Here is a 21,980-nt window from a genome sequence, read left to right on the forward strand (position 1 = left end):
CACTGAGCCGACGGCGAACGCCGGGGATGCGCTCGCGGCGCCCCCGGCGCGCCGTCGGGCCAAGGCCACATCCCGGCGGCGGCGCGAAAGGCGGCCGCGGCCCGCCGGATCGGCTAGATTTTCGGCGTGCCCGACAGCTCCACCTCCTACTCCGCCCGACACCTCTCCGTCCTGGAGGGGCTCGAGGCCGTGCGCAAACGGCCCGGCATGTACATCGGCTCCACCGACCAGCGGGGCCTCATGCACTGCGTGTGGGAGATCATCGACAACGGCGTCGACGAGGCCCTGGAGGGCTACGGGGACCGCATCAACGTCGTCGTCCACGACGACGGCTCCATCGAGGTGCGCGACACCGGCCGCGGGGTGCCCGTCGACGTCGAGCCCGCCTCGGGCCTGACCGGCGTCGAGCTGGTCTACACCAAGCTCCACGCCGGGGGCAAGTTCGGGGGCGGCTCCTACGGGGCCGCCGGGGGCCTGCACGGCGTGGGCGCGAGCGTGGTCAATGCGCTCAGCGCCCGCATGGACGTCGAGGTCGACCGGGGCGGGCGGACCCACGCCATGAGCTTCAGGCGGGGGGTGCCCGGGGTCTTCGCCGACCCGCCCGGCGGCCCGAGCCCGGGATCGCCCTTCACCGAGTACACCGAGGCCTCCGAGCTGCGCGTCATCGGCAGGGTGCGCCGCGGCGTGACCGGCACCCGGGTGCGCTACTGGGCCGACCCGCAGATCTTCCCGCGCCCCGACGAGTACGACGCCGCCGCCCTGCGGTCCCGCCTGCGCCAGACCAGCTTCCTCGTGCCGGGCCTGACCCTGACCCTGGCGGACGAGCGGGCGGCGGAGCCGGGGGCCGGCGCCGGGGGGGCCTCTGGTGACGCGGCCGGCGGCGCCGAGACCTTCCTGGCCAAGGGCGGCACCCGCGACTTCGTCGACTTCCTGGCCTCCGACGGCTCGGTGACCGACACCTTCCGCCTGACCGGCCGGGGCGCCTACACCGAGACCGTCCAGCAGTTCGACCGGGCCAGCGGGCACCTGCGCCCCGTGGAGGTGGAGCGCACCTGCGCCGTCGACGTGGCCCTGCGCTGGGGCATCGGCTACGACACCACCGAGCGGTCCTTCGTCAACATCATCGCCACCCCCATGGGCGGCACGCACCTGACCGGCTTCGAGCAGGCCGTCACCAGGGTGCTGCGCAGGCAGATCGAGTCCAACGCCCGCGCCCTGAAGGTCACCAGCCGCGACGGGCGCATCGAGAAGGACGACATCCTGGCGGGGATGACCGCGGTGGTGGCCGTGCGGGTGCCCGAGCCCCAGTTCGAGGGGCAGACCAAGGAGGTGCTGGGCACCGCCCCGGTGCGCCAGATCGTCGCGAAGGTCGTCGAGACCGAGCTCACGGCGCTGCTGACCTCGACCAAGCGCGACCTCAAGGCCCAGTCCCGGGCCCTGCAGGAGAAGATCGTGGGGGAGATGCGCGCGCGGGTGAGCGCCCGCGTGCACAAGGAGATCACGCGGCGCAAGACGGCCCTGGAGACCTCCACCCTGCCCGCCAAGCTCGCCGACTGCCGCTCCGACGACGTGGCCGCCTCCGAGCTGTTCATCGTCGAGGGCGACTCGGCGCTGGGCACCGCCAAGAACGCCCGCAACTCCGAGTTCCAGGCGCTGCTGCCCATCCGCGGCAAGATCCTCAACGTCCAGAAGGCCTCCCAGGCGGACATGCTGCGCAACGCCGAGTGCTCGGCCATCATCCAGGTGGTCGGGGCCGGGTCCGGGCGCACCTTCGACATAGAGTCGGCCCGCTACGGCAAGGTCATCCTCATGACCGACGCCGACGTCGACGGCGCCCACATCCGCACCCTCCTGCTGACCCTCTTCTTCCGCTACATGCGGCCCATGATCGAGGCCGGGCGCGTCTTCGCCGCCGTCCCCCCGCTGCACCGCATCGAGGTGTCCGGCTCGGGCCGGCGCAAGAAGGAGGTCATCTACACCTACTCCGACGACGAGCTGGTGCGCACCCTGCGCCGCCTGGAGAAGCAGGGGCGCGGCTTCAAGGAGCCCCAGCGCTACAAGGGCCTGGGGGAGATGGACGCCCATCAGCTGGCCGAGACCACCATGGAGCCCGAGCACCGCACCCTGCGGCGCATCACCCTGGGCGACGAGGCCGAGTTGACGGAGGCCGAGAACGTCTTCGAGCTGCTCATGGGCTCGGCCGTCGAGCCGCGCCGCGACTTCATCATCGCCGGCGCCGCCGACGTGGACCGCGAGCGCATCGACGCCTGAGGGCGCGGGGCCCGGGCGCGGGCGCGACCCGCATCGGGTAAGGTGCCCAGTGCTCGATCGTCATCACCCGTCCTCACCGGGCCAGTCCTGGTCCCCGCGCAAGGAGGCGCCCATGGCCCCCGTCTACGGATCCTCGCGTCGCCCCGGTCCGTCCGGGCCCTGGTCGATACTGCGCCCCGGCCCCCGCTCGGCCCTGTCCCCCGAGCTGCTCTGGGCGCCGCTGAGCCCGTTGGACAACACCGAGCTCGCCGCGCTCATCGCCCGCGCCGAGGCGGTCGACGACCCGCCCTACCGCACCACCGAGCAGGAGACGGCCGAGTACTTCGTCGACCCCACCTACTCGGGGGTCGCCGGGCGCGACGGCGAGGGGGTCATGCGCGCCTTCGGCCTGGTGCGCATCCGCCCCGCCGGCGAGGTCTACGCCTCGATGAGCGGGGTCGTGGACCCCCAGTGGCGCCACCGGGGCATCGGGGGGGCCCTGCTGCACTGGCAGACCGAGCGCGCCCGCCACCTCATCGGGGCGGAGCGGGCCGGGGCGGCGCCCGGCTCCGTCGCCGCCACGGCCCCCGCCCACGTGGTGACCACCGTCCTGGAGGAGGACGAGCGCATGCAGGAGCACATGCGCGACCTGGGCTTCTCCGCGCGCCGGTGGTACCGGGAGGTGCGCCGCAGCCTGGCCGACGCCGTCCCCGAGGTCGACATCGACGGCTTCCTGACGATCGAGCCCTGGAGCGAGGACTACGACGACGCCGCCCGGCGGGTCCACAACCAGAGCCTGGCGGGCGGCTTCGGCTCCTTCACCATGAGCCGGGAGGACTGGAACGCCGGGCGCACCTACTTCGTGCCCCAGTGGAGCTTCATCGCCGTCGACCGCTCCGGCGACCGGGCGCGCGTGGCCGGGTACCTGCGCTCGGCCCGCTACGAGCAGGACTGGGAGGCGCTGGGCTGGCGCGAGGGGTACACGGACATGCTGGGGGTGCTCGCCGACTACGGCGGGCGCGGCGTCGCCCCGGCCCTGCTGACCGCCGCCATGCGCGCCTACCAGCGCGACGGCATGGAGTTCGCGGCGGCCGGCGTCGACTCCGACAGCCCGACGGGCGCCGTCGACCTCTACCGCGAGCTCGGCTACGCCCCCACCCAGGGCTCCATCCTCTACGCCCTGGACGTGTGAGGGCGCCGCCGGCCCTCACCACCACCCCGCGCCCCGTCCGCCCCCGCCGCCGGGGGACGACGCCTCAGCCGATGCCGGCGATGGGGGCGGCCAGCGGCGAGCCGGAGGCGTCGCGGCGCTCATCGGGCTCGGGCAGGGGCACGGCCCGCCCCTCCGACCCGACGGCGCGGGCCGGTCCGACCCCCGCCCAGGCCAGCACCAGCCGGTCCTCCCCGCGCAGGAAGCGGTGGGCGCGCACCCCGCCGGTCGCCCGGCCCTTGGCGGGGTAGCGGTCCAGGGGGGTGACCTTGACGCTGCCCGTGCCCATGCCCGGCAGGGCGTCCCCGCCGCCGGCGACGGTGACCACCACCGCCTCGGCCAGCAGGTCGGCGGGCACCGAGGCGGCGGCGATGACGCGGGCCGCCTCGTGCAGGGAGATGCCCGCCATGCCGCCCGCGGCCCGGCCCTGCGGGCGGACCCTGCCCGCCTCGAAGCGCAGCAGCCGGGCGTCACTGGTCACCAGGACGAGCACGTCGGAGTCCGCCGCCGTCCCCGCGAAGACGACCCGATCGCCCTCCGCCAGGGAGATGACCTCCCAGGAGTCGCCGCGCCCCGGCTCATCACCGGGCCTGACCCGTTTGACCACGCCCCGCGCGGTGGCCAGCACCACGGGCGCCCCCGCCTCCGCCCCCGCGCCGATGGGCACGAGCCCGACGACGGTCTCATCGGCGGCCACGTCGACCAGGAGCCGCGCCGGCTGGCCGCCGGCCAGGGCGGGCGCCCCGTCCGCGCGCGCCACCTCGGGGGTGGCGAGCACGTCGAGGCGCACGAGGCGGCCGGCGTCGGTGACGACGCCCACCCGGGAGCGGGCGGTGGTGGCGACCTGACTGGTCAGGGCGTCATGGGGCCGGCGCGCCCCGGAGCGGGGGACCGCCTCGGCGCCGGCCAGGCGCGCCACCAGCCCCGTCGCGGACAGCAGCACCCGGCAGGGGTCGTCGGGCACCGTCAGGGGCACGTCGGCGGCCCCGGCCATGAGGCTCATCGCCGCCCTCACCGCCTGCGCGTCGCCCGCGCCGCCCGCCCCCGCGCCTCCGGGGGCCCCGACCCCGTGCGCGAGCGCGTCGGCCCCCGCCCCCGGGGCCGGCAGGAGCACGGTGCGCCGGGGCGTGCCGTGCTCCTCGGCCACCGCCGCCAGCTCGCGCGAGACCACCGCGCGCAGCCGGTCCTCATCGGCCAGGACCGCCTCGAGCTCGGCGATCTCGCGCGCCAGGTCCTCGCGCTCCTTCTCCAGCTCGATGACGGAGAACCTGGTCAGGCGCCGCAGCTGGAGCTCGAGGATGTAGCCGGCCTGGGGCTCGGTCAGGTCGAAGGTCCGCATGAGGCGCTCGCGCGCGGCGGCCGCGTCCTGGCTGGAGCGGATGACGGCGATGACCCCGTCGATGTCGACGATGGCGGTGAGCAGCCCCTCGACCAGGTGGGCGCGCTCGCGGCGCTTGCCCAGGCGGAAGCGGGTGCGCCGGGTGACCACCGTCAGGCGGTGGCGCACGAAGACCTCCAGCAGCTCGCGCAGCCCCAGGGTGCGCGGCCGGCCGTCGACCAGGCACACGTTGTTGATGCCGAAGGAGTCCTCCAGGGGCGTGTGCCTGTAGAGCTGGGCCAGGACCGCCTCGGGGTTGTAGCCGTTCTTGACCCCGATGACCAGGCGGGTGCCGTGCTTGCGGTCGGTGAGGTCGGCGACGTCGGTGATGCCCTGGAGCTTCTTGGAGGCGACGGTCTCCTTGATGCGGGCGATGACCTTCTCCGGGCCCACCAGGTGGGGCAGCTCGGTGACGACGATGCCCTTCTTGCGGGGGGTGATGTTCTCGATGCGGGCGGTGGCGCGGGTGAGGAATTTGCCCCGGCCCGTGCGGTAGGCCTCCCGGATCCCGTCCAGGCCCACGATCATGCCGCCGGCGGGCAGGTCCGGCCCGGGCACGATGGCCATGAGGTCCTCCAGGCTCGCCTCGGGGTGGGCGATGAGGTGGCGGGCGGCGGCGACGACCTCGCGGAGGTTGTGCGGCGGCATGTTCGTGGCCATGCCCACCGCGATGCCCGAGGCGCCGTTGACCAGCAGGTTGGGGAAGGCGGCGGGCAGGACGTCGGGCTCGGTGAGGGTGTAGTCGTAGTTGGGGGAGAAGTCGACGGTGTCCTCGTCGATGTCGGCCGTCAGGGACAGCGCCGGGGTCGCCAGGCGCGCCTCGGTGTAGCGGGGCGCGGCCGGCCCGTCGTCGAGGGAGCCGAAGTTGCCGTGGCCGTCGATGAGCGGCAGGCGCATGGTGAAGGGCTGGGCCAGGCGCACGAGCGCCTCGTAGATGGCGACGTCGCCGTGCGGGTGCAGGCGCCCCATGACGTCGCCGACGACGCGCGAGGACTTCACGTGGGGGCGGTCGGGGCGCAGCCCCATGCGGTCCATCTGGAACAGGATGCGGCGCTGGACGGGTTTGAGGCCGTCGCGGGCGTCGGGCAGCGCCCGGGCGTAGATGACCGAGTAGGCGTACTCCAGGAAGGAGGTGCGCATCTCCGTGGGGAGGTCCTGCTCGACGATGAGGCCGTCGGAGGGCGGAGGCGTCTGCGTGGAGGACTTGGGCATGCGGGCATTGTCGCGGTTGGCGGCGCCGGGGCGCGAGTCGACACCCGGGGGTGAGCGGGACGACGGCGGGTGGCATGATCGGCCCATGAGCAGTCGGACGCCGCCCCCGCCCCGCCCGGTTCCGGCCGGGTCCGCCGATGAGCCCGCCGCCGGGTCCGTCGCGGCGGCCCTGGGCGAGGACGTGGCCCGCGCCGGCTACTACCCCGAGCTCGTCGCGGGCTGCCTGGAGGTGGCCCTGGCGGGCGAGGAGCCGGTGGCGCACCTGGTCCAGGCGGAAACGAGCTTCGCCGACGCCGTCCACCGGCACCTGACCGTCCTGGCCCTGACCCCCGGCCGCCTCATCATCGTCCACGTCGACGACGCCGCCCTGGAGGACGGGGTGCCCGGGGCGGTGGCCACGAGCGAGGCCGTGCCGGTGCGGCGCATCTCCTCCCTCGCGCTGAGCCGGGGGGTGGCCCGGCCCGCCGCGGGCGGGGGGCGCCTGGTGGAGATGACCATCGCCATCTCCTGGGGGGCGGTGCGCCGCCTGGACCTGGAGCCCGCCTCCTGCCCCGACCCCGCCTGCCAGGCGGATCACGGCCTGACGGGAACCTCGGTGCCCGACGACATCGTGGTGCGCGTGGCCGCGGGGGTCGAGGGCGATGAGGCCCTGGGGCGGGCCGAGGCCTTCGCCCGGGCCCTGTCGCGGGCCACGGCCCGCTCGGCGGTGGACGCGTGAGCCCGGCCGGCCCGCCCGAGCCCGCGCCGCCGCGGCCGGACCCGGCCGCCCCTCCCGAGCTGAGGCTGGTCCTGGGCGCCGCCGCCGCGGGGGCGGGCCTGGCCCTGGCGCCGGCGGGGGACCCGGACGTGCTCGACGACGCCGGTGCGCGTCAGACGGCCGCCGCCTGGGGGCTGCTGGAGGGATCCGGCCGGGATCCGCGGCGCGGGGGCGGGGTCGTCGTCGTCCTCGTCGACGGCCTGGGCCTGGAGCTGCTGCGCGAGCGGCGGGGCCACGCGCCCACGCTGCGCTCCTGGCTGGCGGAGGCGGATGGCGGGTCCGGGCCGGGCCCGCGGGCTCTCACCTGCCTGCCCACGACGACGGCCTCGGCCCTGACGACGCTGGGCACCGGCGCCGTCCCGGGCGTGACGGGCGTCGTCGGCTACAGCGTCCTGACGCCCCGGATCGACCGCGCCCGGCTCGTGTCCGGCCCGCCCGGCCCCTCCCGCGTCCTGTGCCTGATCACCTGGGAGGGCGGCGACGCCCCCGACCCGGCCGTCTGGCAGGACGTGCCCACGATCTTCGAGCGCCTGCGGCGGCCCGACGGGCCCGGCGCCGGGCCCGTCGATTCGGCGGGGGCTCCCGCGCCGCCGGCGGTGACGATCGGACCGGCCCGCTTCGCCGGCTCGGGCCTGACCCGCGCCGCCCTGCGCGGCTGCCCCCACCTGGGCGCCGACCGCATGGAGGCCCGCCCCGCCCTGGCGGCGGGGGCCCTGCGCCGCGGCACCCCCCTGGTCTACCTCTACGTCGGCGAGCTCGACCGCGCCGGGCACCTCCACGGCTGGCGCTCGGCGCAGTGGCTGGACCAGCTGGAGCGGCTGGACGCGGTCGCGGCGGACCTGGCCCGCCGGGTCCCCGCCGGGACCCGGATCGTCCTGACGGCGGACCACGGCATGGTCGACACCGACGCGGACCGGCGCGTGGACGTCACCGCCCACCCCGACCTGGCCCGCGACGTCGTCGCCGTGGCGGGCGAGCCCCGCTTCACCCAGCTCTACGTGCCCGGCTCCGACCCGGAGATCGCCGCGCGGGTGGCCGGGCGGTGGCGCGACCTGCTGGGGGAGCGGGCCGCGTGGGTGGGCACCCGCGACGAGGCCCCCGCCGGCCTGGGGCCGCTGGGGCCGCGGGCGCGCGGCGTCCTGGGGGACGTCCTGGTCGCGATGGACGGGAACTGGGTCGTGGTGGACCCGCGGGTCCACAGCCCCTCGGCGATCGCCATGCCCGGCGTCCACGGCTCGGTCACGACGGCGGAGAGGGACGTGCCCCTGCTCCTGGCCCTGGCCTGAGGCCGGCTGGCCGCACCCGGTTCCGGTCCGCGGCGCGCCCCTCACTCGGGCCGGGCGCCGAAGACGATCTCGTCCCAGGTGGGCACGGGGCGGCGCCGGTGCCGCCGGGGCGGGAGCTCGGAGACGGTGGGGGTCTGGGACGTGCGCGCCGGCGCCTCGGGGTCGGGGTTCTCGGCGCCGGGGGGCGCCGCCTGCGCGTCGGCGTCGGTCGCCGGCGCGGGGGAGGGGGCCGACGGCGCGGAGGCGACGGCGCGGCCCCGGCGGGCCCCCACGGGGCGCACGAAGGCGCGCCTGCGCTCGGACATGGACACCACCTGCGCCTGCCCGCGGGGGGAGGTCCTGGGCGCCGGCTCGGCGGGGGAGCCGGCCCCGGCGAGCTGCTCCAGGTCCTCGTCCTCCAGGGGGATCTCGACCTCGACGCGCCGGCCGCGGTTGGAGGCCAGGTCGGCCAGCAGGGCGTCGGTGGAGGAGTCCTCCATGAGCGCGCGCCCGGGGTCGTCGGGGTCGTCGGCGTCGTCGGCGTCGCCCTCGCCGGGCGGCGGGGCGAGGTGCCGGGGCCCGGCGGAGGCGGTGCGCGCCTCGGAGTCCTGGTCGAAGACCTCCGGCAGGCGCTGACCAGCGGCCTCGGTCAGCCACCGCGACTCGTCGTCGAGGGCGCTGACCGAGCGCGCCGCGAGGTCCAGCACCCAGCTGGCGTGCTTCTCCTCGGCGCCCTGGACGAAGGTCAGGTTCACCTGCCAGGGGTCGCGCCCCTCGCGCGAGGCGTCCCAGGCCAGGCTGGAGGGCTCGACGCCGCGGGTGGCCAGGCGGTCGATGACGAGCTCGCCCAGCACCGGGGAGTCCTTCTCCCAGCCGATGCGGCAGGCCTGGGCCTGCTCCACCGCCCAGCGGCGCTCGGCCAGGACGGGGCCCTCGAAGCGCCGGACGTGGTTGACGTCCATGCCCGTGGACTGGGCGACCTCCTCGGCGCTGGCCCCGGCGCGCATGAGCGACTGCAGGGCCCGGGGCCGCAGATTGCCGTTGGAGGAGGGGACGTCGGGCGCGGGGGAGAGGGCGGCGGGCCCGGCCCGGCGCACCGCGGCGCGCAGGGCGTCGTCGACGATGATGCTGTACCGCTGGCCGTCCTGGTCCGTCATGACGATGCGGTCGCCGTTGCCCCCCAGCAGTTCGAGCTCGATCATGGGGTGGGGCCTCCTTCAATCCCTGCTTCGGGCTTCAGCGTGCCACCTGCCGCGCCGCAGTCAAGGGAGGTGTCCCGGTGTGCCCATGAATCGGGTCCCGGAATCTATTCACGATCGGCCCTCGTGGTGCTATTGTGCGCGTGCCCTGCTCGAAGGGACGATCCGGCAGCTCCTGTGTCCCGGGCCGCCCCCGGTGGCCGCCCCGCCGCCTGAGCGCCGCATCGACTGCCGCCGACGAGAAGAGAGTGACGAGCCATGGCGACCGACTACGACGCCCCGCGTAAGAATGATGACGAGCCCGAGGCTGATTCCATCGAGGAGCTCACCGCTCGTCAGAAGGATCACTCCTCCGACGCCATCGAGGAGGACGAGAATGAGGTCGCCGAGGGCTTCGAGCTGCCCGGGGCGGACCTGTCGCGCGAGGAGCTGAGCGTGCACGTCGTGCCCCAGCTCGACGACGAGTTCACCTGCTCGGAGTGCTTCCTCGTCCACCACCGCAGCCAGCTCGCCTACATCGACGAGGCCACCGGGCTGCCGGTGTGCACCGACTGCGCCGGCTGAGCCGCGCGCCGCCGCATCCGTCACATCCGCCATCCAGTCACGAGCGAGCCCGACCGGGCCCGTCAGCACCGAGGAGCCTGATATGGGTCTGTTCTCCCGCCGCCGCCACGACGACCCCGCGCCCGCCTTCGAGGACAGGAGCGCCCCCGCCCCCGCCGAGCCGCGGGGCACCGGCCCCTGGGACCGGGACGGGGCCCCCGAGGCGCCCCACGGCCGCGTCGACCTGGGCTCCCTGCGCGTGCCCGTCGTCGACGGGATGCAGCTGCGCCTGGAGTCCCCCCGCCCCGGGGCCGAGGCGGTCGCCGTCATCCTCGTCCTGGGCGGCTCCACCCTGGAGCTGCGCGCCTTCGCCGCCCCCCGCACGGCCGGGGTGTGGGACGAGCTGCGGGCGGACATCACCGCCGAGCTGACCCGGGCGAGGGCCAGCTGTCGGGTGCTGACGGGCCCCCACGGGCCCGAGATCCTCGCCCAGGTGCCCGTGCGCGGACCCGGCGGCCAGCCCATGAACGTCCCGGCGCGCTTCATCGGCGTCGACGGCCCCCGGTGGTTCCTGCGCGGCGTCCTCCAGGGCCGCGCCGCCACGGACGACGAGGCCGCGCGGGCCCTGCGGGAGGTGTTCGACGACGTCGTCGTCGTGCGCGACGGCCAGGCCCGCCCGCCCCGCGAGCTGCTGCCCCTGCACGCCCCCGGCGCCGTGGGCGGCCCCGAGGCCGAGGACCTGCCGGGGCTGGAGCCGCTGACGCCCGGGCCGACGATCTCCGAGATCCGATGACTCTGCGCTCCCGGCTCGCCGAGCTGCTGCACCCGCTGCGGGCCAGCCGCGAGGAGCTCGACGCCGCCGACGAGGCGCGCGGCGCGACCCGCCGGGGAACTGTTCCGATCGGGCAGATCGTGCCGCGCCACCGGGCGAGGGTGTCGGGGGTGCTGCGGGCCCTGACGTACGGGCCCGCGCAGAGCAAGCCCGTGCTGGTCGGCCAGCTCTTCGACGGCACCGGGTCGGTGGACCTGGTGTGGCTGGGGCGCCGCTCGATCGCCGGGATGCGCCCCGGCGTCCACCTGTGCGCCGAGGGCATGGTCGTCGCGGGCGATCCCCGTTCGAGCATCTACAACCCCGCCTACGAGCTGATCGGAGACGAGTGATGAGCCCTCGCCCGCCCGCGCGCACCGGTCTGGGCGCCATCGACGCGGAGCGCTTCAACGTCGCCTCGGCCGTCGGCGGGTGGCGCGGCGTCATCGAGTCGGCCGCCCCCACCCTCGTCTTCGTCGTCGTCATGGCGGTGCGCCCCTCCGCCCTCGTGGCCGCCCTGGCGGCCTCGCTGGCGGTCAGCGGGGCGGCGCTGGCGGCCCGCCTGGCCCAGCGCCAGGGCCTGACGCAGGTGCTGGGCGGGGCCGTCCTGGCCCTGGTCAGCGCCGCCTGGGCGTGGCGCAGCGGCGAGGCCTCGAACTTCTACGCGACCGGGCTGCTCATCAACGCCGCCTGGCTCGCCGGGTGCCTGCTGTCCCTGGCGGCGGGCCGGCCGCTGGTGGGGATCCTCATGGGGCTGTGGCGCGCCGCCGCCGGCGGCGGGTCCGCCCGGCCCGACGGCGGGGCCGACGCCGATGACGCCGCCCGGCCCGAGGACGCCGCCCCCCGGTCCCGGCCCGCCGGGCGGGGCGGTCGGCGACGCGACCCGGCCCGGGCGGCGGAGCACCGCCGCCACCGGGCCGCCACCGCGGTGCTGGCGGCCATGTTCGCCCTGCGGCTGGCGGTGGAGGTGCCGCTCTACCTGGCCGGCGCCGCGGGCGTCGGCGCGCTGGGAGTCGCCCGGCTCGTGCTGGGGCTGCCGCTGTTCGCCCTGACCGCGTGGTTCGTCTGGCTGCTCGTGCGCGACCCGGCCCGCCCCGCCCGGCCGGACTGATCGGCCGGACCGGTCGGCCCGGGCGGGGCCTCAGCCCAGCTGGGGCGCCGGGTCGGCCCGGGTGGGATCGGGCGCGGGCTCGTCGTCGGCGGTGAAGATCACCGGGATCTCGCCCAGAGTGGCCTCCCCCTCGCGGGCGGTGAGGAAGAGCAGCTCGTCGCCGCGCTCGAAGCGCTCGTCGGCGTCGGGGGTGATGGGGCGGTACTCGCGCAGGATCGCCGCCAGCACCGTGTGCGGGGGCAGCTCCACCTCGCTGACGAGCTCGCCGATGACGGGCGAGTCGTCGGGCAGGGTGAGCTCGTGCATGAGGGCGCCGGACTGGTGGAAGGTGAACACCGACACGAGCGAGCCGACGCTGACCGCCTCCTCGACCAGCGCCGTCATGATGCGCGGGGTCGACACCGACACGTCCACGCCCCAGGCGTCGTCGAAGAGCCACTCGTTCTTGGGGTTGTTGACCCGCGCGACGGTGCGGGGCACCCCGTACTCGGTCTTGGACAGCAGGGAGATGACGAGGTTGGACTTGTCGTCGCCCGTGGCGGCCACGACGACGTCGGCGGTGCCGGCCCCGGCCTCCGCCAGGGCGTCGACGTCGCAGGCGTCGGCCAGCTGCCAGTCGGCGTCGGGTACCGAGGAGATGCGCATGGCGTCGGGGGAGCGGTCCACGAGGGTCACCTCGTGGCCGTGGCTGATGAGTTCGCGGGAGATGGACCGGCCCACGGAGCCGGCTCCGGCGACGAGGATCTTCATGGCTCAGGCCTCCTGGACGGGCGGACGGGACAGGGCGCGCTGCACGGCGGTCAGCCTCTCGGTGGCCACCGCCAGGTGGAGGCGGTCGTGCTCCTGGATCAGGGTGGTCCCGGTGGGCACCAGGGCCCCCGAGCCGCGCGAGATCCAGGCCACCCGCACGCCCAGCCGCTCCTCGATGGCGGTCACGGACGTGCCCACCCAGGCGTTGGACACGTCGGGCTGGACCAGGCCGACGGCGCCGGAGGGGTCCACGATCTCGCGGGCGATCCCGCCGGGCAGCATGCGGCGCATCATCTGCTCGGCCGTCTGCCGCACGGTCGCCACGGTGGGGATCCCCAGCCGCTCGTAGACGTCGGCGCGCCGGGCGTCGTAGATGCGGGCCACCACGTGCTCGATCCCGAAGGTCTCGCGCACCACCCTGGCGGCCACGATATTGGAGTTGTCCCCGTTGGACACGGCGGCGAAGGCGTAGGCCTCATCGATCCCGGCCTGCTCCAGGGCGTCGCGGTCGAAGCCGATGCCCTTGACCTTGCGCCCCTGGAAGTCGTGCGGCAGCCGCCGGAAGGCGTCGGACAGCTGATCGATGACGGACACCGAGTGGCCCATGCGGTCGAGCTGGGCGGCCATCGAGGCGCCCACGCGGCCGCAGCCCATAATGACGAAGTGCACGGGCCCAACCGTACCCCGGCCCGGGCCCCGGCGCCGACGGACGTGCCCGCCCCGGCGGGCCCGCTTGGCCCGGGGCGCCGTCGGACGTACCATTCGCTGACGTGCGCGACTTCGCAGACCGCCTCAAACGGATCCTCGTCGGGCGCCCGGTCCCCAGCCAGGCCCTCGGCGAAACCCTCCTGCCCAAACGCATCGCCCTGCCGGTCTTCGCCTCCGACGCCCTGTCCTCCGTGGGCTACGCCCCCGACGAGGTCCTCATCACCCTGGCGGTCGCCGGCGTGGCCGCCACCGCCCTGTCCCCGTGGATCGCTTTGGCGGTCGTCGGCGTGCTCGTGGTCGTCGTGGCCTCCTACCGCCAGACCGTCCACGCCTACCCCTCCGGGGGCGGGGACTACGAGGTGGTCTCCACCAACCTCGGCCCCCACGCCGGCCTCCTGGTGGCCTCGGCCCTGCTGAGCGACTACGTGCTCACGGTCGCGGTCTCCGTGTCCTCGGGCACCGGCTACCTGGCCGCCGCCGTGCCGGGCCTGGCCCCCTACAAGGTGTCCATCGCCGTGGGCGTGGTCACGGTCCTGGCGGTGCTCAACCTGCGCGGCTCGCGCGAGTCCGGCAGCGCCTTCGCCATCCCCACCTACCTGTACATGGCCGCCATCGGCGTCACGGCCGTGACCGGCCTCGTCCAGGAGCTGACCGGCACCCTGGGGCGGGCGGCCAGTTCGGGGTACCAGATAGCGGTCGACGCCGACTGGGACCGGGGGCTGACCGGCCTGGCGGGCGCCTTCCTCATTCTGCGGGCCTTCTCCTCCGGCTGCGCCGCGCTGACGGGAGTGGAGGCCATCTCCAACGGCGTGCCCAGCTTCCAGCGCCCCAAGTCCCGCAACGCCGCCACCACGCTGCTGCTGCTGGGCTCCATCGCCGCGCTCATGCTCATGAGCATGATCCACCTGGCGGGCGCCACGCACGTGCAGATGGTCGAGGACCCCGCCACCCAGCTGCTGCACGACGGCGAGCCCCTGGGCGGGGGGTACCACCAGGACCCCGTCATCGGGCAGATCGCCGCCACCGTGTTCTCCGGGTTCAGGCCGATGTTCTACCTCGTGACCGCCGTGACCGGCCTCATCCTCGTCCTGGCCGCCAACACCGCCTTCAACGGCTTCCCGGTGCTGGCCAGCGTGCTGGGCCGCGACGAGTTCCTGCCCCGCCAGCTGTCCCAGAGGGGTGACCGCCTGGCCTACTCCAACGGCATCATCGTCCTGTGGCTGGGGGCGGTGGCCTTCATCGTCGGCTTCGGCGCCAACACCAACCGGCTCATCCAGCTCTACATCGTGGGCGTGTTCATCTCCTTCACCCTGTCCCAGATCGGCATGGTGCGCCACTGGACCCGCGAGCTGACCACCGCCACCGACCCCAGGGCGCGCGCGCGCATGCACCGCTCGCGCCTGATCAACGGCATCGGCGTGGTCGGCACCGGCACGGTCCTGATCATCGTGCTGGCCACCAAGTTCACCCGCGGCGCCTGGATCACCCTGACGATCATGGCGCTGCTGTACCTGGTCATGAACCGGATCCGGCGCCACTACCGGCGCGTGAGCGCGGAGCTGGCGATCTCCGACCTGCACGACGCGCGCGTGCTGCCCGCCCACGTGCACGCCATCGTCCTGGCCTCGCGCCTGCACCGGCCCACGCTGCGGGCCCTGACCTACGCCCAGTCCACCCACCCGACCTCCATCGAGGCCGTCACGGTGGACACCGGCGACGGCGGCGCGGACCGGCTCCTGGACGCCTGGGAGGAGGCGGAGCTGCCGGTGCCGCTGACCATCCTGGACTCGCCCTTCCGCGACATCACCCGCCCCATCATCTCCTACGTGCGCAGCGTGCGCCGCGAGTCCCCGCGCGACCTCGTCGTCGTCTTCCTGCCCGAGTACCTGGTGCGCCACTGGTGGGAGCAGATCCTCCACAACCAGACCGCGCTGCGGCTCAAGACGGCCCTGCTGTTCACCCCCGGCGTCGTCATGGCCTCGGTGCCCTGGCAGCTGGGGCTGCCCGGGGAGAGGCTCATCCACCACGGCGTGCGCGCCACCGCCCCCACCGGCATCGCCGACGCCGACGCCGCCGCCCGGGCTGCCGACGCCGTGCGCCTGGCCCCCGCGGACGACGGCGCCGCCGGCGCCGGGACCGGAAGGACGCCATGACCGCGAATGCGACCCGGCCGCGCCAGGGGCGCGAGGAGATCGTCCTGACGGTGGGGCCGCCCGCCCACGGCGGGCACTGCGTGGCCCGCCCCGCCGACGACCCGTCCGGACGGGTCGTCTTCGTGCGCCACGCCCTGCCCGGCGAGACGGTGCGGGCGGTCATGACGGGGAAGAGCGCCAAGATCTGGCGGGCCGACGCCGTCGATGTGCTGTCGGCCTCGCCCGACCGCGTCGAGCCGCTCTGGCCCGAGGCCGGGCCCGGCGGGGTCGGCGGGGCGGAGCTGTGCCACGTCGCCCTGCCCGCCCAGCGCACCTGGAAGCGCTGGGTCCTGGCCGACTGCCTGCGGCGCATCGGCGGCGAGGATGTCGCCTCGGCCGTGGCGGCCCTGCCCGAGGCGACCGGCGCGGGGGCGGTCCCGGTCGAGCCCATGGCGAGCGAGGCGGCGGCGGAGGCGAGCGAGGCGGCGCGCGTGCGCGCCCGGGCCGGCACCGGCACCCGGACCAGGGTCGCCCTGGTCGTCGACGACGAGGGCCGGGCCGGCATGCACGCCTTCCGCTCCGGACGCGTCGTGCCGGTGCGCTCCCTGCCCCTGGCGGTCCCGGCCATCCGGGACCTGGGCCTGACCGAGCGCGCCGTGTGGCGCCGGCACTACCGGCCGGGCATGCGCGTGCGGGCCCTGGCCCCCGGCGTCGGCGAGCCGGTGGTGCTCCTGTCCGACGTCGAGGGGGACCGGGTCCTGACCGCGGCGGGGCGCCCCACCGGGCGCCGGCGCGTCGAGGAGGTCGTCGACGCCTCCGGCCTGGGGCTGGGCGAGCTGCGCTACAGCGTCCACGTCTCGGGCTTCTGGCAGGTCCACCGCGACGCCCCCGCCGCCCTGGTGGAGCGGGTCGTGCGCGCCGCCGTGCCGGATCCGGCGCGGGCCGGGGCCGCCCGGGTGCTGGAGCTGTACTCGGGGGCCGGCCTGCTCACCCTGCCCCTGGCCGCGCTGGGGTGCGAGATCCGCTCCCTGGAGGCCGACGAGCGGGCGGTGCGCGACGCCCGGCGCACCCTGCACGACTTCGGGGCGGCCCGTCTGCACGTGGGGCGGGCCGGCGCCGACTCCGTGGCCTCGCTCGGCTCCGGGTTCGGGCCGGGGCGGGACGGGCGGGCCGACGTCGTCGTCCTCGACCCGCCGCGCCGGGGCGCCGGCCGCGAGGTCGTGGAGGCCGTGGCCGCCCTGCGCCCGCGGCGCATCGTCCTGGTCGGCTGCGACCCGGCCGCCCTGGCCCGGGACCTGCGGACCTTCATCGGCCGCGACTGCCGGATCGTCGCCATGAGCGCGCTGGACATGTTCCCCCACACCCACCACTTCGAGACGATCGCGGTGCTCGAGGGCGCCTGAGCGCGGCCGGTCCGGCGGCGGGGAGAAGGGCCCGGCGGCGGGGGAGGGCGCCGTCGTCGCCGCCGAGTCCGCCCTGGGGGCGCATGGGTCCTCCTTGTGGGTCATGGACCTGGACGACTCCGGCGCGCTGCGCCTGTCGCACTGGGAGCCCGCGGCATGAGCGGACCCGCCGGAGGATCGGCACGGGTGGCCGCACGTTAATCGGCCCCCGCCCCGCGGCGGACCCGACGGCGGGATCGGCGCCCTGCCGGGACTCCGCCGGGGCCGTGCGGCATATTGACGCGGGATGACGGAACGTCGTCTAGCGTGGGTCACGGCTTGACCGAGCAGGACCGGTCCCGCGCCCCCGCGCGGGCGCACGGCGGTCCGCTCTCCCTTGCGCAGAACAGGAGCGACGTTGACGAGCCTCGACACCTTCCACTCCCGCTCCACCCTCGACGTGGACGGCCGCAGCTACGAGATCTTCCGCCTGGACGCCGTGGACGGCCTGGAGCGGCTGCCCTACTGCCTCAAGGTCCTGGCTGAGAACCTGCTGCGCACCGAGGACGGCGCCAATGTCACCGCCGACCACGTGCGCGCCCTGGCCGCCTGGGACCCCGACGCCGAGCCGGACACCGAGATCCAGTTCACCCCCGCCCGCGTCATCATGCAGGACTTCACGGGCGTGCCCTGCATCGTGGACCTGGCCACCATGCGCGAGGCGGTGGCGGACCTGGGCGGCGACCCGAAGGTCATCAACCCACTGGCCCCCGCCGAGATGGTCATCGACCACTCCGTGCAGATCGACTCCTTCGGCCTGGCCTCCTCCCTGGAGATCAACAAGGAGCGCGAGTACGAGCGCAACGCCGAGCGCTACCAGTTCCTGCGCTGGGGGCAGGGCGCCCTGTCCAACTTCCGCGTCGTCCCGCCGGGCACCGGCATCGTCCACCAGGTCAATATCGAGTACCTGGCCCGCACCGTCTTCACGCGCGAGATCGCCGGGCCCGACGGCGCGAGCGCCGTCCAGGCCTACCCCGACACCTGCGTGGGCACCGACTCCCACACCACCACGGTCAACGGCATGGGCGTGCTGGGCTGGGGCGTGGGGGGCATCGAGGCCGAGGCCGCCATGCTGGGCCAGAGCGTGTCCATGCTCATCCCCCGCGTGGTCGGCTTCAGGCTCACCGGCTCCATCCCGGCCGGGGCCACGGCCACCGACGTCGTGCTCACCATCACCCAGATGCTGCGCGCCCACGGGGTGGTGGGCAAATTCGTCGAGTTCTACGGCGAGGGCGTGGCGCAGGTGCCGCTGGCCAACCGCGCCACCATCGGCAATATGAGCCCCGAGTTCGGCTCGACCGCCGCCATCTTCCCCATCGACGAGGTGACCCTGGACTACCTGCGTCTGACCGGGCGCAGCGAGGAGAACGTGCGCCTGGTCGAGGAGTACACCAAGACCCAGGGCATGTGGCACGACCCGGGGCGCGAACCGGTGTTCTCCGAGTACCTGGAGCTGGATCTGGCCACGGTGGTGCCCTCCATCGCCGGGCCCAAGCGCCCCCAGGACCGCATCGAGCTGTCGGGGGCCAAGGCCTCCTTCGAGCGGACCCTGCCGACCTACGCCGCCCAGGCCCACAAGCCCACGCCGGTGACCCTGGCCGACGGCACGCTCACCGAACTCGACCACGGGCACGTGGCCATCGCCTCCATCACCTCGTGCACCAACACCTCCAACCCGAGTGTCATGGTCGCCGCCGGGCTGCTGGCCCGCAACGCCGTGGCCCGCGGCCTGCGGAGCAAACCGTGGGTCAAGACCTCCACGGCGCCCGGATCCCAGGTGGTCACCGACTACTACGCCAAGGCGGGGCTGTGGCCGGCGCTGAACGCGCTGGGCTTCAACGTCGTGGGCTACGGCTGCGCCACGTGCATCGGCAACTCCGGGCCGCTGCCGGAGGAGATCTCGGCGGCCGTCAACGACGCCGATCTCGCCGTCGTCTCCGTGCTGTCCGGCAACCGCAACTTCGAGGGGCGCATCAACCCCGACGTCAAGATGAACTACCTGGCCTCCCCGCCGCTGGTCATCGCCTACGCCCTGGCCGGCACCATGGACTTCGACTTCGCCACCCAGCCGCTGGGGCGCGACGAGCAGGGCCGCGACGTCTTCCTGGCGGACATCTGGCCCGACCCCGCCGAGGTCCAGGCCACCATCGACGCCACCATCGACCGGCAGATGTACACCCGCGACTACGCCGACGTGTTCGCCGGCGACGAGCGCTGGCAGGGCCTGGACACGCCCGAGGGGGAGACCTTCGCCTGGAACGAGGAGTCCACCTACGTGCGCAAGGCCCCCTTCTTCGAGGGGCTCACCATGGAGCTCACCCCGGTGACCGATATCCGCGGCGCCCGGGTGCTGGCGCTGCTGGGCGACTCGGTGACCACCGACCACATCTCCCCGGCCGGCGCCATCAAGTCCGACTCCCCGGCGGGCCGCTACCTCGCCTCCCGGGGGGTGGCGCGCCGCGACTTCAACTCCTACGGCTCGCGCCGCGGCAACCACGAGGTCATGATCCGCGGCACCTTCGCCAATATCCGCCTGCGCAACCAGCTGCTCGACGGCGTCGAGGGCGGTTACACCCGCAACTTCCTCACCGGCGAGCAGGAGTCGATCTTCGACGCCTCCCTGGCCTACCGGGCGGCCGGCGTCCCGCTGGTGGTGCTGGGCGGCAAGGAGTACGGCTCGGGCTCCTCGCGCGACTGGGCCGCCAAGGGCACCGCGCTGCTGGGGGTCAGGGCGGTCATCACCGAGTCCTTCGAGCGCATCCACCGCTCCAACCTCATCGGCATGGGGGTGGTGCCCCTGCAGTTCCCGGACGGGGAGTCGGCGGCGAGCCTGGGCCTGGACGGCACCGAGACCTTCTCCGTCACGGGGCTGACGGCGCTCAACGAGGGCGTCACGCCCCGGACCGTCGTCGTCAGGGCCGAGCGGGCCGACGGGTCGGTCGTCTCCTTCGACGCGACCGTGCGCATCGACACCCCTGGCGAGGCCGACTACTTCCGCAACGGCGGCATCCTCCAGTACGTCCTGCGGGGCCTGGCGCGCGGCGAGTCGGCCTGAGGTCACGGACGCCTCGGCCCAGGACAGGTCCCCCCTGTCCGACACCTGCCGGTGGTGCACGGTCTTCGCCAACTCTCGGGGCGCGGGCGGCGAGTTCGCCTGATCCGGGTGCGTCCGAAAGCCTACCGACCAGCCCTACTTCCCGGCGGGCCGGTAGGCGACGATCTCGTCCGTGCTGTAGACCTGGGCCACGATGAGATCCGGGTTGACCATGTAGAAATGGTCGTACTGTTTGGGGAGTTCGATGCGTCTGCCGTTATCGGTCCTCCACATACCGCGAACACTCATCTCAACTCCACCGCAAATCAGAACACTCCGGTCGTCAGACAAAAAAATTGACTCTTCGTCATAGTTATCGAAATCATCATATCTAATTGCCTTGGATGTTGATCCTGCGACTTTGAATTTATAGTGCCCATTGTTGGTTATCGTGGCCGTAAGTTCGGCCCAGGAGGTGTCTCCCGTGGTCAGGTAGGATCTGTATTGCTCGATGCTCGCATAGGGTTGTGTATTCGTGCGAATATACCGAGTGTCATGAGTTTCATTAGTGGGGGTATTGATAACCTCCTGCACCTCTCCGGTGGGCGAGGCCAGCACCCTAACCTTTCCCTTTTCGAAAGCCCATCCGTCACTGAGAGAGCTGACCCAAGGAGTGTCGTAATCGTTGGTGTGGTTCTGCGAACTGTCAAGAGGTATGTCAATGGGGTACGTCTCGCCGGTGGCAAGATTGACGAGAGTATAATCTCCGAACCTGACTATAGTCGTCCCGTTCTGATTATAGATCGAGCCCGCCCAGTTATTCTGCCACAGTAAGTACCGCCTTTCTACTCCAGGGATTGTTTTAGTCCAAAGCACCTGATGGGGACGCTCGGAGCCCCAGGCGGTGCACTGATCTGCGTCATCGCAATTGACAGCATAGTTGTCGATGATGTCGGGGTGAGCATCAATTGGCCAGGGCCACGGCGTCTGTTCGCCAGTAACGGCGTCAATGAGGTAGCCAAAGTAGATGATGTAGTTGCCCCAGTAAGAACTGGCTACGCCTGTGGCTTTAGGATTAGGTTCAATTGCAGTCTCCCATTGCTTATTGAGACTGTCTCCGGAGACATCGTATGAAGTTATCAAAGTCGAATTAGTCGAATTGGTGGACGAATCGAAAATCACAAGCTGATTCCCTCTTCCGGTGAAACTTCGTCCATCGGCGGCGTCGAATTTCCAGATCTGGCGCCATTCTCCGGCCCAGCCGGAGGCGGAGGAAGTGGCCTGGGCGCCGGTGCCGCCGTGCAGTTTCTTGACCGCGATGGCGGCTCCTCCGACGAGGACGAGGACGGCGACGAGGATCGCGGCGATAATGCCCATCCGCGGGCGCCGTCTGGTTCTGGGGGCGGGGGGCGCGGTTGAACCCGCATCGGCGCCGGAGTCGGCACTGGCTGTGGAGTGCGTGAGTCCAGCCCTCCGCTTCGTCTTGGCTGCCGGTGCGGGCGCGGTGGACGTTGACGGGTTCGCGGTGGCGTCTGCCGTCCGGGTGGACGCTTCCGCCTGTGCCGGCGTTGTTTGCGTCGGTTCTGGTTGGGTGGCGGTGCGCTGGGCGAGGGCGGCTTGGACGGCGGGGTCGGGTGAGGTGCGCAGCCAGTCGACCAGGTCGGGGTAGGTGGCCGGATTGGTCGCCAGAGCGGGGTGCAGGTCGGGCCGGGCGGCGGCGATGCGGGCCAGCTCGGCGGCCGGGGTGGAAGGGGAGGAGGCGGCCAGGCGGTCCGCGTCGGTGTCGGACCCGGCCGCACCCGGATTCGATGGAGGAGGCGGAACCGGCGGGATAGGCGGTCTCGACGGGGATGGCGGTGGATCTGAGGGCGCCGCCGGGCCCGACGGCACTGACGCGCCCGACGGGGACGACGCGCTCGGCGAGCCCGCCTGGGAGGGCGGATTCTGCCGTGGTGACGGGGACGAGGGGGATGACGGATCGGTGGCCATGCCCACATGGTATGGACGCGCCCGTCCTCGCCCGGCACTCGCCGCTACACAATTTCTTGTACTTTCCAACCCCGCCGACCGCACCTACAATCACCGGTCCTCGTGGCGACGGCGAGAACCCCGGACCTGTACCCCCGGACCAGCGAGAGGGTTCTCCCGCGGCCGGTGGCGAGCAGGATCGAGGGCACCCCG

Annotated in this window: 16 protein-coding genes; 11 read left to right on the plus strand and 5 right to left on the minus strand. The window is 73.7% G+C overall.

Going from position 1 to position 21,980, the window contains the following annotated elements; translation table 11 throughout:
• Positions 1-126: 126 nt before the first annotated feature.
• Both G446_RS0100065 and G446_RS0100070 read left to right on the plus strand, forming a co-directional pair.
• Entirely contained in the window at positions 127-2,271 is a 2,145-nt protein-coding gene (locus tag G446_RS0100065; protein WP_026408578.1) for a DNA gyrase/topoisomerase IV subunit B, read from the plus strand.
• A 112-nt stretch (positions 2,272-2,383) separates the two neighbouring features.
• Positions 2,384-3,442 (plus strand): GNAT family N-acetyltransferase, encoded by a 1,059-nt coding sequence (locus tag G446_RS0100070; protein WP_026408579.1) that lies wholly within the window; start codon positions 2,384-2,386, stop codon positions 3,440-3,442.
• A gap of 64 nt (positions 3,443-3,506) precedes the next feature.
• On the opposite strand, the gene G446_RS0100075 is transcribed toward G446_RS0100070, so the two are convergent.
• The gene (locus G446_RS0100075; protein ID WP_026408580.1) at positions 3,507-6,050 is read right to left on the minus strand and encodes a DNA gyrase/topoisomerase IV subunit A; all 2,544 of its coding nucleotides are present in this window, start codon (positions 6,048-6,050) and stop codon (positions 3,507-3,509) included.
• Between the two features lie 85 nt (positions 6,051-6,135).
• Here G446_RS0100075 and G446_RS0100085 point away from each other — a divergent pair, with 85 nt between their 5' ends.
• Positions 6,136-6,768, plus strand: a complete 633-nt coding sequence (locus G446_RS0100085) for a DUF5998 family protein (RefSeq protein ID WP_245574503.1) — start codon at positions 6,136-6,138, stop codon at positions 6,766-6,768.
• On the plus strand, positions 6,765-8,093 hold the full coding sequence (locus G446_RS0100090) for an alkaline phosphatase family protein (protein WP_051285495.1): 1,329 nt from the start codon (positions 6,765-6,767) through the stop codon (positions 8,091-8,093). The genes G446_RS0100085 and G446_RS0100090 overlap by 4 nt, the downstream gene beginning before the upstream one ends.
• Before the next feature lie 41 nt (positions 8,094-8,134).
• Here the strand turns inward: G446_RS0100090 and sepH are convergent, their stop codons facing one another.
• The gene (sepH, locus tag G446_RS0100095) at positions 8,135-9,274 is read right to left on the minus strand and encodes a septation protein SepH (RefSeq protein WP_026408584.1); all 1,140 of its coding nucleotides are present in this window, start codon (positions 9,272-9,274) and stop codon (positions 8,135-8,137) included.
• A 255-nt stretch (positions 9,275-9,529) separates the two neighbouring features.
• On the opposite strand from sepH, the gene G446_RS0100100 reads away from it, so the two are divergent.
• The 4 genes from G446_RS0100100 (at position 9,530) to G446_RS0100115 (ending at position 11,733) form a co-directional block, all read left to right on the plus strand.
• Positions 9,530-9,835, plus strand: coding sequence for a DUF4193 domain-containing protein (locus tag G446_RS0100100; protein WP_026408585.1), 306 nt, complete (start codon positions 9,530-9,532; stop codon positions 9,833-9,835).
• An 82-nt stretch (positions 9,836-9,917) separates the two neighbouring features.
• Positions 9,918-10,607 (plus strand): DUF3710 domain-containing protein, encoded by a 690-nt coding sequence (locus G446_RS0100105; protein ID WP_026408586.1) that lies wholly within the window; start codon positions 9,918-9,920, stop codon positions 10,605-10,607.
• A complete protein-coding gene (locus G446_RS0100110; RefSeq protein WP_051285496.1) occupies positions 10,604-10,975 on the plus strand; it encodes an OB-fold nucleic acid binding domain-containing protein in 372 nt (123 codons plus the stop codon). Before G446_RS0100105 ends, G446_RS0100110 begins: the two co-directional genes overlap by 4 nt.
• Positions 10,975-11,733 (plus strand): DUF3159 domain-containing protein, encoded by a 759-nt coding sequence (locus tag G446_RS0100115; protein ID WP_026408588.1) that lies wholly within the window; start codon positions 10,975-10,977, stop codon positions 11,731-11,733. Before G446_RS0100110 ends, G446_RS0100115 begins: the two co-directional genes overlap by 1 nt.
• A gap of 30 nt (positions 11,734-11,763) precedes the next feature.
• Here G446_RS0100115 and G446_RS0100120 read toward each other — a convergent pair whose 3' ends face one another.
• Entirely contained in the window at positions 11,764-12,483 is a 720-nt protein-coding gene (locus G446_RS0100120; RefSeq protein ID WP_026408589.1) for a potassium channel family protein, read from the minus strand.
• Between the two features lie 3 nt (positions 12,484-12,486).
• A complete protein-coding gene (locus tag G446_RS0100125) occupies positions 12,487-13,152 on the minus strand; it encodes a potassium channel family protein (protein WP_026408590.1) in 666 nt (221 codons plus the stop codon).
• Positions 13,153-13,253: 101 nt separating this feature from the next.
• Here G446_RS0100125 and G446_RS14995 point away from each other — a divergent pair, with 101 nt between their 5' ends.
• From G446_RS14995 to acnA, 3 genes are all read left to right on the plus strand, one after another.
• Positions 13,254-15,344, plus strand: coding sequence for an APC family permease (locus tag G446_RS14995; protein WP_034468491.1), 2,091 nt, complete (start codon positions 13,254-13,256; stop codon positions 15,342-15,344).
• Positions 15,341-16,726, plus strand: a complete 1,386-nt coding sequence (locus G446_RS0100135) for a class I SAM-dependent RNA methyltransferase (RefSeq protein WP_026408591.1) — start codon at positions 15,341-15,343, stop codon at positions 16,724-16,726. Before G446_RS14995 ends, G446_RS0100135 begins: the two co-directional genes overlap by 4 nt.
• Positions 16,727-17,123: 397 nt before the next feature.
• The gene (acnA, locus tag G446_RS0100140) at positions 17,124-19,820 is read left to right on the plus strand and encodes an aconitate hydratase AcnA (protein WP_026408592.1); all 2,697 of its coding nucleotides are present in this window, start codon (positions 17,124-17,126) and stop codon (positions 19,818-19,820) included.
• Between the two features lie 135 nt (positions 19,821-19,955).
• On the opposite strand, the gene G446_RS19675 is transcribed toward acnA, so the two are convergent.
• Positions 19,956-21,788, minus strand: a complete 1,833-nt coding sequence (locus G446_RS19675) for a variant leucine-rich repeat-containing protein (protein WP_156916451.1) — start codon at positions 21,786-21,788, stop codon at positions 19,956-19,958.
• Positions 21,789-21,980 lie beyond the last annotated feature (192 nt).

Origin of the sequence: Actinomyces dentalis DSM 19115 (assembly GCF_000429225.1) — a bacterium.
In the GTDB taxonomy this organism is placed as follows: Bacteria; Actinomycetota; Actinomycetes; order Actinomycetales; family Actinomycetaceae; genus Actinomyces; species Actinomyces dentalis.